Origin of the sequence: Planktothricoides raciborskii GIHE-MW2 (genome assembly GCF_040564635.1) — a bacterium.
GTDB classification, from domain to species: Bacteria; Cyanobacteriota; Cyanobacteriia; order Cyanobacteriales; family Laspinemataceae; genus Planktothricoides; species Planktothricoides raciborskii.
Genome location: NZ_CP159837.1, coordinates 4205121 through 4219684, shown reverse-complemented (window position 1 = coordinate 4219684; position 14564 = coordinate 4205121). Strand labels below are relative to the sequence as shown.

At 43.3% G+C, this 14564-nt stretch carries 9 protein-coding genes; 2 read left to right on the top strand and 7 right to left on the bottom strand.

What is annotated here, in order from left to right; translation table 11 throughout:
- Positions 1-100 precede the first annotated feature (100 nt).
- Positions 101-3544 (top strand): ATP-binding protein, encoded by a 3444-nt coding sequence (locus ABWT76_RS18055; protein WP_354634722.1) that lies wholly within the window; start codon positions 101-103, stop codon positions 3542-3544.
- 159 nt (positions 3545-3703) lie between these two features.
- Here ABWT76_RS18055 and ABWT76_RS18050 read toward each other — a convergent pair whose 3' ends face one another.
- From ABWT76_RS18050 to ABWT76_RS18040, 3 genes are all read right to left on the bottom strand, one after another.
- The gene (locus tag ABWT76_RS18050) at positions 3704-4669 is read right to left on the bottom strand and encodes a nucleoside hydrolase (RefSeq protein WP_054468790.1); all 966 of its coding nucleotides are present in this window, start codon (positions 4667-4669) and stop codon (positions 3704-3706) included.
- Between the two features lie 117 nt (positions 4670-4786).
- On the bottom strand, positions 4787-6070 hold the full coding sequence (locus tag ABWT76_RS18045) for a response regulator (RefSeq protein WP_190880108.1): 1284 nt from the start codon (positions 6068-6070) through the stop codon (positions 4787-4789).
- Positions 6071-6190: 120 nt separating this feature from the next.
- Positions 6191-8380 (bottom strand): ATP-binding protein, encoded by a 2190-nt coding sequence (locus ABWT76_RS18040; protein WP_054468793.1) that lies wholly within the window; start codon positions 8378-8380, stop codon positions 6191-6193.
- A gap of 635 nt (positions 8381-9015) precedes the next feature.
- Here ABWT76_RS18040 and ABWT76_RS18035 point away from each other — a divergent pair.
- Positions 9016-9618 carry a superoxide dismutase gene (locus ABWT76_RS18035; protein ID WP_054468796.1) on the top strand — a complete coding sequence of 201 codons (603 nt, stop codon included), beginning with the start codon at positions 9016-9018 and terminating at the stop codon, positions 9616-9618.
- 83 nt (positions 9619-9701) lie between these two features.
- On the opposite strand, the gene phaC is transcribed toward ABWT76_RS18035, so the two are convergent.
- From phaC to ABWT76_RS18015, 4 genes are all read right to left on the bottom strand, one after another.
- Positions 9702-10814: a class III poly(R)-hydroxyalkanoic acid synthase subunit PhaC gene (phaC, locus tag ABWT76_RS18030; protein ID WP_054468798.1), complete on the bottom strand. Its 1113-nt coding sequence runs from the start codon at positions 10812-10814 to the stop codon at positions 9702-9704.
- Between the two features lie 199 nt (positions 10815-11013).
- Entirely contained in the window at positions 11014-11985 is a 972-nt protein-coding gene (phaE, locus tag ABWT76_RS18025) for a class III poly(R)-hydroxyalkanoic acid synthase subunit PhaE (protein ID WP_054468800.1), read from the bottom strand.
- A 316-nt stretch (positions 11986-12301) separates the two neighbouring features.
- The gene (locus tag ABWT76_RS18020; RefSeq protein WP_054468802.1) at positions 12302-13051 is read right to left on the bottom strand and encodes an SDR family oxidoreductase; all 750 of its coding nucleotides are present in this window, start codon (positions 13049-13051) and stop codon (positions 12302-12304) included.
- A 252-nt stretch (positions 13052-13303) separates the two neighbouring features.
- Positions 13304-14494, bottom strand: a complete 1191-nt coding sequence (locus tag ABWT76_RS18015; RefSeq protein ID WP_054468804.1) for a thiolase family protein — start codon at positions 14492-14494, stop codon at positions 13304-13306.
- Between the last annotated feature and the right edge of the window lie 70 nt (positions 14495-14564).

Below are 14564 nucleotides of genomic sequence, written 5' to 3'. Positions count from 1 at the left end.
TTTAGTCTACTTTTATTTAATTGCAGAAAATGGGTATAATCTTTTATAGATTATAATTAAAAAATATCGGTAAACCTCCGTAAATTTCAAGGTTGCATCTATGACTTTTTTAATGGGTCGCCAGCGCCAACTATTTTTGAGCATTTGTGCTTTTTTCGCCAGTGTACTCCTGGTATTATGCTGGGGAGGAATGGGCGATCGCCTCTGGGCAAACCCCAGTAATCAACCCCAGGCTGTACCCTTAACCGACGGATGGAAGTATCGTTGGGGTGACTCTCCCTTGAATGATGCGGGGGTGCCCATTTGGACGCTGAAAAATGGCAATACTTCTCCCCAAGAGTGGCAGTCATTTAAACTGAAGGAAAAAATTTCTAAACCGCCGAATGTGGAAACCGTCTGGGTGCAGGTTCCTTTGCCCGACAATGTTTGGCGGTATGCCAGTATTTATCTGCGAGGATTGCCTTATGAAGCGGATATTTATTTAGGGTCGAAATTACTGGCTAAAGACTTTATCCCCATGTCAGCCTTACGAGAATTTAAGTTTGATATATATCAATATCAACTGCCGATTTTATTGCTGAATTATTTAAAAAATAAAACTTTATTTTTTAGGCTAAATGTTGCTAACACTGAATCCATAATCATCGCTAATTATGATGAAATTTTAATCGGAAATCCATCACAGCATTTAGAAGATTTGCTATGGAAAGATATTGATAATTTAGTTTTAGGTTTTTTTCTACTTGCTGTGGGTATTTTTGCGCTTTTTATTCTGGCTAAAAATAAAAATCACCAAGAATATTTACCGTTTGGTTTTGCAGCGATCGCGATCGCCTTGCAACTGCTTGTTTATACAGAAACCATTTATTTACTAATAAAATTGCCGATATTATTATATAATATTCGCAGCCTTAGCTTATACGCTATTCCGGTATTTTTCTATAATTTCTACAAACATATTTTTGGTTCAGGGTACAAAAAAGTCATTACTAAACTATGGCAAATTCACGCTGGATTTGCCGTTATTGCCTTCGGGCTAGAAGTATTGAACTTAGTGGACGGATTCCTGCTGAAAAAAGTCTTTTATGTTTTGGCTTTAGTCGGATTGTCGATTTTGATCATTCATGTGATTAACTCCTCGGTAAAAGGCGATCGCGACTGCCGACTATTTAACGTCGGATTTACAATTTTATTGCTTTGTGCCGTTCACGATATTTTCCGGGATGCAGAAGGGTTGTATATCATCAACTATACCTTATACCCCTGGGGAATGTTTATTTTTATTGGCTGCTTGGGATTGATTTTAGAATCGCGATTTTCTCAAGCCAATTTTCAACTAAAAACTTATTCCAAACAATTAGAATCCCAGAATTTAGAATTACAAAAACTAGATCGGTTAAAAGATGAATTTTTAGCCAATACTTCCCACGAACTGCGTACCCCCCTGAATGGGATTATTGGTCTGGCTGAATCCATGATTGATGGCGCCACAGGTGCCCTAACAGATATTCAGGCATCGAACTTATCCATGATTGCTTCTAGTGGCCGTAGACTCTCGCAATTAGTCAATGATCTGCTGGACTTTTCTGAACTCAAACATCGGCAACTTAAACTGCAAATTAAACCTGTAGGTATCCGAGGAATTACCGATTTAATTTTGCAGATATGTCAACCACTGATTCAAACAAAATCGCTGAAACTGATTAATCAGATTAGTCGGGATCTGCCACCGATTGAGGCGGATGAAAATCGCTTACAACAGATTCTCTATAATTTAATCGGCAACGCCATTAAGTTTACGGAAAGTGGGGTGGTAGAAGTTTCGGCAAAAATTATCCCAGAAACCAGTGAATCATCTAGCGAATCATCTCCGGGAAATCCTCAACTGGCTATTACGGTTTCTGATACAGGAATTGGCATTGCTGAAGATAAGTTAAGCATAATTTTTCAAGAGTTTGAACAAGCCGATGGATCTACTGCCCGAAAATATGGCGGCACCGGGTTAGGGTTAGCGGTGACAAAGCAACTCGTAGAACTCCACGGCGGTCAAATTTGGGTAGAATCTACGGTTGGAGTGGGTTCGCGCTTTACGTTTACCTTGCCCATCAGTCAAGCAGAAGCAACCACAGCCGGAAAAGATGTTCCTCTATTTCGGGAAAAATTAGAAACCATCTCTAAAAGTTTACCTTGGGTGGAACGGCTGGTAGACCATTCAGGGCAATCCAATTTAATGGACTCTAATTTATTAGATCGGGTGGTGGATTTAGAACAGTTTCCCGAAGCAGCTTTTCAAAATCAGCATTTCCAGATTTTAATTGTCGATGATGAACCCGTGAATTTACAGGTGTTAGTGAATCAACTCTCGGTGCAAAATTATAAGGTGGTGTGGGCTTCTAGTGGCACCGAAGCTTTAGATTTGATTGGACAAGGGTTTAAGCCTGATTTGGTTTTATTGGATGTGATGATGCCCGGAATGACCGGGTATGAGGTTTGTCAACAATTGCGGCAAAAATTTCCGGCTACGGAGTTGCCGGTGGTGATGTTAACCGCTAAAAATCAAGTGTCTGATTTGGTGATTGGCTTGGAATCTGGGGCGAATGATTATTTAACTAAGCCGATTTTCAAGAATGAACTCTTGGCCCGAATTAAAACCCATTTGCGCTTGGCAAAAATTAATATTGCTTATGGTCGGTTTGTACCTTATGAATTTTTGCAATTTCTAGAACGGGAAAGCATTATTGATGTGCAGTTGGGCGACCAAGTGCAGAAAGAGATGACAATTTTATTTTCTGATATTCGGGCATTTACTACGTTGTCAGAACACATGACTCCGAAGGAAAATTTTGATTTTATTAATGATTATTTGCAGCGAGTTGGGCCGGTGATTCGCGATCGCCACGGGTTTATTGATAAGTATATTGGCGATGCGGTGATGGCCCTGTTTCCCCAAACCGCTGATGATGCAGTACAAGCAGCGATCGCTATGCTGGAACAAGTGGCCAAATTTAATGGGGAAAAACAAGCGCAGGGTCAAGAAATGATCGCGATCGGTGTGGGCTTACATACGGGCACCCTGATGCTGGGAACCATTGGCGAATCACAACGGATGGAAAGTACCGTGATTTCTGATGCGGTTAACTTAGCCTCACGGTTGGAAAGTTTAACTAAACTTTACGGCGCCTCGATTTTAATTAGCGAGCAAACTTGGAAAAATTTGCAGCGTCCGATTTTATATCAATGTCGATTTTTGGGGCAAGTGCAAGTGAAAGGCAAAAAACAGCCGGTGGGGGTGGTGGAAATTTTTGATGGCGATCGCCCGGAAATTAAACAGCTAAAAGAACAAACAAAAATTGACTTTGCCGAAGGGTTATCCTTGTATGAGCAAAAACAGTTTAAATCCGCGAAAAAAATCTTCCAAGATATCTTAACTATAAATCCAGCGGATCCAGCCGCTCAATTTTATATTAGCCAATGTGAGAAAATGTCTCAAATCAAGCATATTCCTAATGAATGGACTGGGGTGATTATTTTGGATGAGAAATAATTTTATTATTTGTTGATGGTTGATTGTTGATGGTTGATGGGTAGGGATTCTATGGTTGATTGGTCACTCTCGCCCGTACCCATCAACCGTCAACAAATAACGACCAACGAACAACAAATAACAAATAACAAATACCAAACAACAATCAACAATCAACAATCAACAAATTAATTTTAAATCTTCCATCAAAATAGCCAAAAGGTTCACCGCGTCCACTTGAGAAGATACCCAAGCATTCACCGATTGCTTGGGGAGATGTCGGCGATCTAAAATAGTTTGTCCACGGGTGAAACTGCCTTGAGTTTCTATCTCAACTTTTGCCCGCTGAAAGTGCAAAGTTTCGGGATAAAATAAATAGGCGATCGTGGCCGCATCGTGGACTAAAAAACCCTCAATTCCCCCGGTTTCTCGATAACTTAAACAAGTAGTTGTCATAAATTGGCATAAAGCCCGCATAAACTGAGAAATTGCGGATTTTGGGTTTTTCTCGGTGATGGTTTCAACCATTAAATTAGTTAAAATTAACTGATGGGTGACATCCAGGGTGATCATCACAATATCATCCCGACTGCCTAAGACGGTTGCGGCAGCTTCTGGATCGTAGGCAACATTAAATTCAGCCTGGGAAGTGATATTTCCTCGGTGCTGAAATGCCCCGCCCATGATGACAATTTCTTTGGCTTTTTTTAAGATACCGGGGCTTTTGGTTTCTGCTGAAGCTAAGTTGCTTAAAGGCGCGATCGCTACTAGGGTAATTTCCCCCGGAAAATGGTTCAGCTTTTCTACGATAATCTCATCAGAATATCGGGCGGTATCAAACCGATGAATGCCATTGGGTAATGTCTGAGAAAGATTGCCCATACCATCCATTCCATGAATCGCCGCAGCATCTTCAATTTCCCCAGTCTTGACCGGAACTCCTCGGCCAATTTCTATTTGATTTAATCCACCTAAGTGGATAATTTTACTAGCAGCCCTAAAAGTATATTCAGCACTGACATTTCCCCCAGCGGTGGTGACAGCAACCAATTCCGCGATCCCTTGTTTGATTAAACTTTGTAACCAAAATAAGGCAAAAATATCGTCGCCCCCTGGGTCTGTATCGAGGATAATTTTTCTGTTCATGGTTTTTGTTTCTGGTCGTTTCTGGTTGATTATCTGGTTTCTTAATTTAGATGTGTCTCTACAAATTTTAGAACAAGCAGCAATAATTATTGATAATTAATGCTGGTTATCTATAATTTAAGTAAGTTGTTCGCGGCAGCGTTGAAGATAAAATTCGGCGATCGCATCTTGGGGATTTTCCTGTAAAACTTGCTCAAAAATGACCATACTTTGGGGAAAATCTTGTGCCAACCAAAATTTTATTGCAGCTTCAAATAAAGCTTTATTTTTTACTTTAAGTGCATCTACAATAACATGGTGATTGCCCAACAGTTCATAAATTTTCATCGAGTTAGTTTTGCCTCGGATTACCAGACAATCGAGCGATCGCACATAGACAGTTTCCGCCAAACCAGACTGAAAAATCTGATTAATTACCGCCTCACTGACAATCACTTCACAGCCATAAATTTTGGTTAACTCTTCCAGTCGAGATGCGGTATTCACCGCATCGCCAATCACCGTTGAATCCATCCGCGAATTTGAGCCAATGGTGCCAATCACTGCTTTGCCTGTGTGAATTCCCATCCCGATTTTCAGGGGATGTTCTAGATTAAATTGGTGCCGGTTTAGATTAAAATTCTGTAAAGAATAGGCCATCGCTACGGCTGCATTAGTCCCATCAATTCCATGAAATACCGGACGGTCAAATACAGCCATAATTGCATCACCGAGATATTTATCAATAAATCCATAATTGGCAGCGATCGCCTCACTCATTTGAGAAAAAAAAGCATTCAACCATTCATAAGTTGCTAAAGCTTCCTGGGATTCAGCCAATGCCGTAAATCCGCGAATATCACAAAATAAAACTGTCAGTTCTTCTTCTAAGGCATTCCCCAACCGAATTGAATCCACCCCTTCAGGAGCAATCCGACAAAGAAATTGCTCCGGTACAAACAAACGAAACTTTTCGATTAATTCTGCATTCACCGACCAAGCCAAATCAAACTGAGGTTTAACTTTTTCTGCTTGCTGTTTTTCTCGGATGGCTTGTAACTGCAACAAGCTGGATATTTTGGCTAACAATAAATTTGAACTAATCGGCTTGGTGAAATAAGCATCTGCCAAACTTTCTAGCCCTTGAATTTGAGAAGCTTCATCATCTAACGCCGTGAGAAAAATAATCCGTGTACTTTGCAATTGAGGATTTTCTCGCAAACGGCGACATACTTCAAACCCATCCATATCAGGCATCATCACGTCCAATAAAATCAAATCTGGGACTTGAGTCCCAGATATTTCTAATGCTTCCATCCCGGAATTAGCGGAACAAGTGTGATAGCCTTCAGACCCTAATAACTCTTCGAGTAAGAGTAAATTTGTTGGGTCATCATCAACTAGCAAAATTAAAGGGGACATATTTTTATCAGTTATCGGTTATTGGTTATTTGTGAGCGGTGAGCCGAGGACAGACTTGCAAATATTCAACTTTTCTGGCTGGCGGACATCAGGACAAATAACCAATAAAGTGACTGGGATTTACGGTGAATTGCGATCGATAATCGATTCAATTGTTGATGATAATTCAGCCAGCTTAAACGGTTTGCTCAAATAAGTGGCTGCCCCCGCCGCCAAACAGCGCTCGCGATCGCCGGTCATTGCCAAAGCCGTCACTGCCACCACGGGGACTCGTTGCCACAGGGTATGAGCTTTGATTCGGCGGATCAGTTCCAACCCATCAACCTGTGGTAATTGAATATCCATCAAGACTAAATCGGGCAAAGATGCTTCGGTGATTAGCTCTGAATCAATGGTTTCCACCATTGTCTGTCCATCACAAATCAACTCAATTAAATATCCCAAGGATTCTAGGTACTCAGCCATCAAAATTTGATTAGACGGTTGATCTTCCACAATTAAAATGCGTTTACCCGTAAATCCAGAGAGGATCTGCTCATCACGCTCCGATAAATTTTGGCTCATTCCCACGGAAGAATCAGGAACATTGGTGACAACTTCTGTCACCGGCAACCAGACTCGGAAGGTACTGCCGACTCCGGTTTTAGACTGGAACGAAATTGTCCCCCCATGTAACTCAGCCAAACGTTTAGTCAAAACCAGCCCTAAACCCGTCCCTTCGTGACTGCGAGATAAAGACGAGTCCACTTGCTGAAATGGTCGAAACAAGAGATGCCAATTTTCTTGGGGAATGCCAATCCCAGAATCTTTGACTTCCAAGCAGAGGTAAGGAGTGCTGGAATTGATCGTGGAACAATCCGGTCGATAGTCTCCTTGAATGCGATCGCCGGATTTCAGCTTGCCAGTAAGCTTCACCTGACCGCCTTCTGGGGTGAACTTAATTGCATTAGAAAGTAAATTCACCAGAATTTGCCGGACTCGGCGTTCATCCAGTAAGACCTTAGAAAGGCGATAATCTAGCTCCAGAGATAAGGCTAACTTTTTTTTATCCGCTCGTGGCTGAATCATTTTCAGACAGCTACTACAGAGTTCGTGTATGGACACGGGCGCTAGATCCAGATCCACTTTACCCGCTTCAATTTTGGACAAATCCAAAATATCGTTAATCAGTCCCAGCAAATGCTGGCCACTTTTAGAAATCGCTTTCACATGATTCAACTGACGATTGGTTAAAGTGCCCCCTATCTGCCGTTGTAAAATATCCGAGAAGCCCAGAATGCTGTTCAGGGGAGTACGCAGTTCGTGAGACATAGCCGCTAGAAACTGAGATTTTAAAGCGGAGGCTCGCTCCAATTGTAGATTTTTCTGACGTAAAATTTCCTGAGTTTGCGCCCGTTCGATCGCGGCTCCCAACAAGCGACAAGCCCCAAACAATAAATCTTGATTCGGCGCTTCCTGGAGTTTTTGCACCGTGCGAGATTCCAAAGTCAGCACGCCGATAATTTCTCCCGTGGTGGCGGGAATCGGAAAAATCCCCAGTTGCCCAATCCCAGGGTGGCGCAAGTTGGCTACAGCCTTGGGATGTTGGGCATAATTTTCCACAAACACAGGTTTACCAGTGTCTACCACATCCCACAGCAACCCTTGACCATAAGGAATTCCCTGATTGAGTAGATCCTGCATCTCCCCCACCACCGCGTCCCCGTAGGTGGCAATAAATTGGCTAGAAATTTTATTGGTCAAGACCCCAGCATAGCGATTTTGGGCATCACCGCTAATCACTTTCACATCCCCAAAGGCGGCATTCATGGCTTTGACCAAATAGGTCAGGGCAAACTGGCCAATTTCCATTAAATCCCCACCCGCTTGTAAGCGTTGGGTCAGACCGAGTAAAAATCTGAGTCGCTTGACTTCGGCTTGCAGGCTTTCTTGAGAGCGGTGGTATTTGGTTAAATCCCGAAAAACCAGAAGATATCCGCGATCGTTCGTCACGGTGATATCCGCTTGTAAGTTCATCTGTGGGAATGTCAACAGACAACTGGTGGTTTTTTGCGGTTCCGTTTGGGCGATCGCCTCTTGGAGTTGGGTTTGGTGTTCTCGACGCCAATAACCCATCTCGATTAAATGAGTGGTAATTTCAGCGAAACGGGGTTGGCAGTTCAACCATTCTGGCTCTAAGCCCCACAGGTTCTGTAATGGTTGGTTATATAAAATTAGCTGACCTGCCGGATTAAACCAGGCGATCGCATTATCCACCTGATTCAAAATCAGTTCTTGCTCTTCGGTTAACCGAACCAGTTGGTTGCTCATGTTTTCTCGTGAGTTGTTCATTAAAATCAGTATTTTTTAAGCGTTATCTTTTAAGGGTTTACATCACGGATCCAATGAATCATCCCCTTGATGCCAATGAATCATCCGTTCCCTGGGCGGCCAAAATTATGAACAACACCCACTTAAATCTTGGCAAAATTTACAAAAAAACAGACCACTGTCTGATGGATCGTTTTCTTTATTTAAAGTTACAAAACTTAATATTGTCAACAACAAATAGGTATTTTAAGTATTGGCTCGTGGCAGTGATTTAGCTCACGAATTATCTAAAATTTTGTTAAAGTTTTTTATTGATCGCATAAACCTAGTTTCTGGTTCACATCTGTGGATTTGAGGGAGTCCAGGCAAAAAACCTCCCAGGGATCCCGTATTTTCCTGTGATATGTCGATGTTGTGCCGATGTTGTGTCGATGGCCGATGTTGTGCCGATGTTGTGCCAGCCAGGGTTCGGATATTTCGCTTTCTCAGCGTCACCCTTCTGTAATAAGATCCTAAGTGTACTTTTGTGACGCTCAGATCAGAGATTTTTAATCTACTAAAAGCCGATACTGAGCCGGTCAATGCTGCATCCAAGCAGCCTGAACCTCACAGCACTTAGGAGAGAACAGAACACGATGGCTTTTGAACTACCGACCCTACCCTACGCCCAAAACGCCTTAGAACCTTATATCTCAGCCAATACCCTCAGCTTCCATCATGGCAAGCACCACAATGCTTATGTGAACAACCTGAATAACCTGATCAAGGATACCGACCTGGCTGATAAGTCCCTAGAGGAAATTGTCAAAGCCACCGCCAACGATCCCGCCAAAGCTGGAGTATTCAACAATGCCGCCCAAGTGTGGAACCACAGCTTCTACTGGAACTGCATGAAGCCCGGTGGTGGTGGGACTCCTACCGGCGCCTTGGCCGATAAAATTAATGCGGACTTTGGCAGCTTTGAGCAGTTCAAAGCCGAACTGAGTAATGCCGCTGCTACTCAATTTGGTAGTGGTTGGGCTTGGTTAGTGCTGGACAATGGCACCCTGAAAGTGGTGAAAACTCTGAATGCAGAAAACCCCGTCACCAAAGGTCAAACTCCTCTGCTGACGATTGATGTGTGGGAACACGCCTATTATCTCGACTACCAAAACCTCCGTCCCAAATACATTGAAACTTTCTTCAATTCTTTAGTGAATTGGGACTTTGTGGCGGAAAACTTGGCTGCTGCTCTCTAACGGTTCCTGATACAGAAAAATAAAGAAACCGGGTTTTTTTGGCAAAAACCCGGTTTCTTTATCCCAGAGATAACTCTAAATAACTAACTGAAAACCGTGTCTAAGCGGCGGGCTTTCAGCCAATCAGCAATAATTGGCGGTAAATCGTGTTGAACTTTGCCACTGACATACATCCCAATATGTCCTACGGGAAAAGACTTGGCGGTATAATCTTCGCTGCCGATATATTTTTCTAGGGCAATGGAAGATTCTGGGGGCACTAAGTGATCTTTTTCCGCATAGATGTTTAATACTGGCATTCTAATGTTGCCCAAGTCTACCGGGCGATCGCCGATTTTGAGTTCGCCTTTAATCAGCTTATTCTGTTGGTAGAAATCTTTCATAAATTGGCGATAAGCTTCCCCCGCTTGATCGGGACTATCGAAAATCCACTTTTCCATCCGCATAAAGTTGAGCAGCTTATTTTTATCGGCCATTACTTTAGGAAAGTCGAGATATTTATCAATAGCCAACTGCCAGGGTTTCAGCATCAAGAATTCTAAATTCAGGAATTCTCCGGGCATATTTCCTAACGCTTTCACCAATAAGTCTATATCGAGTGCATCAGCACCTATTGTCGCTCCGCCCCAAAGATTTAGCAATCCGTCGCCAACATGAAAATCAATTGGTGTCACCGTGGTGACGAGATTTTTGACTTTATTGGGATGCATGGCACTGTAACAGACGCTAAATGTTCCCCCTTGGCAAACTCCTAAGAGGTTAATTTTGTCTAATTTGTGGCGATCGCGCAGCACATCCACACAATTATCAATGTAACCATTAATATAGTCATCCAAGGTTAGCCAGCGATCGGCGCGAGTCGGATATCCCCAATCAATCAGATAAATATCCAGCCCCAATTTCAGTAAATTTTGCACCAATGATCGACCCTCTTGTAAATCCACCATATAGGGACGGTTCACCAGGGCATAAACCAACAGAACGGGAATTTCAAAAGGCTTTTCTACCAGGGGCTTAAAATGATAAAGGATCAGTTTATCTTCCCGATAAACTTCTTCTTTTTCCGAAACCCCAATCTGAATATCTTCTTCTCGGAGGCTCTTTAAATTTTCCAGCCCTGCCAACAGGTTACTGGTCATTTCCGTATATTCGTGCATAGCATCTTCTAAACGAAGTTGCGTCAAGAATGGTAGCATAGTTTTTCCGTCTTATTAGACAAAAATCAACAATATTTTTTTAATTGTTGTTGGTTGATTGTTAATTGTTGATTCTTGATTTTTGATTTTTGATTGTTGATTGTTGATTTTTGATTGTTATTAATTTTTTTTCTATCAACCAACAATCAACCAACAACCAACAACAACCAACAACCAACAAACAACCAACAACCAACCATTAACTCAGTTGTTTCTTGAGAGCTTTGATTTCTTTTTTCAGTTCATAAATGCTCTGATGAATTTCATCAACTTCGCTCCGAATTGGCGCATTCAGCATTTTCATATTAAGTTCCATTAACTCTTGCTGATAAACTCGGTAAGCATTGAGAGCGTTGATAAAATTACCCCGCAGTTTCAGGTTATCTTCTGACTTAAAGGCTTCGGCAAATACATCGTCAGCTACTTGACTCCAAAGCCCTTGGAAGTCTCGCCAATTTTCGACTTTTTGCCCTTTTTCGGCTAAAGCCACTAATTTTTTCATCAAGGCATCAAAAGAGCGAATCTGAACATCACTAATGACTACTTGATAATCCAAATTGGCTTTATAAAGTTTTGTCCAAGCATCAAAGCCATCCATCAGCTTTGCACTCAGTTCTCGGTTTTGGCCCAAACCAGGAGCCTTGACAAAACCGCCCAAACTGCGCTGATATAAATCCCAGTAAAGGTTATTTAATTCCAGCAAACCGCTGGTATCCCCTAAGCCCACTTTGCTCCAAGGTTCTAAGGATAAGCCTAAAGGAGTGCCCCAAAGTTGGCTGAAAGTTTGCATTTCTTTCATGTAAAGTTGCCATAACTGAGCCGTATCTTGGCTAGTTTTCATGGCAGACATGGGGAAATTGCCAAATTGTTGGCGCAGTTGCTCATTGTAACTATTAAGAATAGATTGCCAGTCACCGCCAGATTCAACTTTGGGTAACATATCTTTCCAAGCGCTGGCGGACAGTTCGAGAAATCGCACGAATAAATCGCGATTGCTGATAAAGCGTTCGGTGGCGGTTTTGACTTCTGGTTTGGCGGCAGATACTTGTTCCGGGGTGGGGACAGCAGCCATTAAGTCAAACCAGCTTTTCCACATTTGGGTTCCCATTTCGGTCCATGTGTTAGCCATTTTTGCGGCCATGTCTGTCCATTGAGCAGTTTCTTTATCCATTGTTTTTTTCCTCAATTTGTTATTGGTTGTTTGTTATTAGTTATTGGTTAGTTATTAGTTATTGGTTGAGATAATCACGAATAACCAATAACCAATAAGTAGGTGAACATAATTAATTGCACTTTTCGTTCCCCGCCGATAGGCTGTGGATTCCCGCCTGTAGGAAGGAGAGAGAATAGAGAATAGAGAATAGAGAATAGAGAATTTTCCTATGCATCCTCTTTCCTATGCATCCTCTTTCCTATGCATCCTCTTTCCTCTCATGGGGTCTGTGGTGCATTTATTTCTGCCCACCTACTTAACTAATAACAATTTATTAAGTGTGATGAGCGCCGTTGACTCGGAGCACTTGACCGCTGACGTAGCTGCTGGCGACTGGCGAGAGTAAGAATGCTACCGCCCAGGCGATTTCTTCTGGTTCGCCGAAACGACCGAAGGGAATTTCAGCGGTAATTTTTTCTTTTACTTTGTCGGGAATTTTGGCGGTCATTTCGGTGTTGATGAATCCAGGGGCGATCGCATTAGCGCGGATTTGAAAGCGAGCCCCTTCAAAAGCCAAAGATTTCATCATGCCAATCACTGCGGCTTTGGTGGCGGAGTAGTTGGTTTGACCAAAGTTGCCCCGATCGCCGGAAATGGAACTAATAGCAACGACGGAACCGCCATCTTTCGGGCCTTCTTTTTTCGGGTCGTTGCGATCGCGCATTTTAATAAAGAAAGGCTGGATGGTATTTTTCACCCCTTTGAGGTTGACATCGATTACTTTATCCCAATCATCTTCGGTCAGTTTATGAAATAAGTTATCGCGGGTAATCCCTGCATTCGCCACCACCCCATACACTGGGCCGAGTTCCGCTTCAATTTTTTCCGCAGCGGCTTCCATGTCCGCTAATTTAGTCACATCGGCTTTCATTGCCAGTCCGCCTTCCGGGGCTTCCCCATCGATCACGTCCAGGCAAGCCACTTTAGCCCCTAAGTCGGTGAGTATTTTGGCGATCGTGGCCCCAATTCCTCTGGCACCACCTGTCACGACGACGACTTTACCTTCTAATCCGAGAGACAACATAATTTTTGCTCCTTTTTTATTTTGTTATTGGTTATTGGTTATTTGTTGTTTGTTGTTTGTTGATGGTTGTGGGTTGTTGGTTGTTTGTTGTTGCTTGTTTGTTGTTGCCCCCCTTTGAAGGGGGGGGTTGGGGGGGTTATTTGTTGTTTGTTGTTGGTTCATCCCCGATTGGCGGATTCAGGGGGAATCTTCCTTAACTAACCAATAACCAATAACTAATAACCAACAACTAATAACCAACAACTGATAACCTTAAACCAATTCCACAGCGATCGCGGTTCCGCCGCCGGTGCCATGACAGATAGCTGCAAGGCCGAGTTGTCCGCCTTCTTGTTGCAGGGCATTCACCAGAGTGACAATGATCCGGGCACCGGATGCGCCAATGGGGTGTCCGATCGCGATCGCGCCACCATAGATATTTTGTTTGTCGCGGGAAACGTTGAGATCCTTCTCAAGCAGCAGACTATTCAGGGCAAAGGCTTCATTATTTTCAATCAAGTCAAAATCCGCGATCGACTTGCCCAACTTATCCAATAATTTCTTAATCGCATAAACCGGATATTCCGGGAAACGCCAAGTTTCACCCCCAGCGATACTGCTGCCGAGGATCTTGGCAATGGGTTTCAGACCATATTGATCCACCGCCGCTTGAGACGCCACCACTAAAGCCGCTGCCCCATCAGAAATTTGACTACTATTTCCAGCGGTCAAAACTCCCTCTTTATCAAAAGCGGGACGGAGTTTGGCCAGACTTTCTGCCGTAGTACCGGGGCGAATGCCTTCATCCGCTGCAATAATTTCCGGGCCTTTTTTACCCTTAATCTCAACTGGGGCAATTTCCTGATTAAATTTGCCGCTGTTGGTCGCTGCTTCAGCCCGTTGTTGAGACAAGGCAGCAATTTCATCTAAGTCTTGACGAGTGACACCGCGATCCACACAGAGGCGATCGACCTGATTGCCCATGCCTTCCTGGGCTGTAGAATCATAGAGGCCGTCATTCAGTAACAAGTCTGTTAGCTGTTCCGGTGCGCCCAATAAGAACTTATATCCCCAGCGAGCCCGGTGAGAGAGGAAAAACCCGGTTTGTGACATTGATTCCATCCCCCCGGCTAACACCAGGTTCGCTTCTCCAGCGCGAATGGCGGTTACAGCGTTCATTACACTCAGCATCCCCGAAGAGCAGACCATATTCACCGCATACCCATCAACGCTCTTAGGAATTCCCGCCTTAAATGCGGCTTGACGGGGTAATAATTGTCCATGTCCCGCCTGTAGGACATTACCAAAGATATACAAATCTAAATTTTCCGCTGCCACTCCCCCTGCTGCTAATGCGGCTTTCATCGCGTGGGCGCCTAGTTCAGCCGGGGAAAAACCGGATAGACCGCCTCCGAAGCGACCGATCGGGGTTCGTTTTGCGGCAACAATATAGGCTTCGTTCATAAATCCTCGCTATTTTTTAGACTGCTACGTTTCCTCGGCCTGTTCCGGGAATAGATGATGATTAAATTGA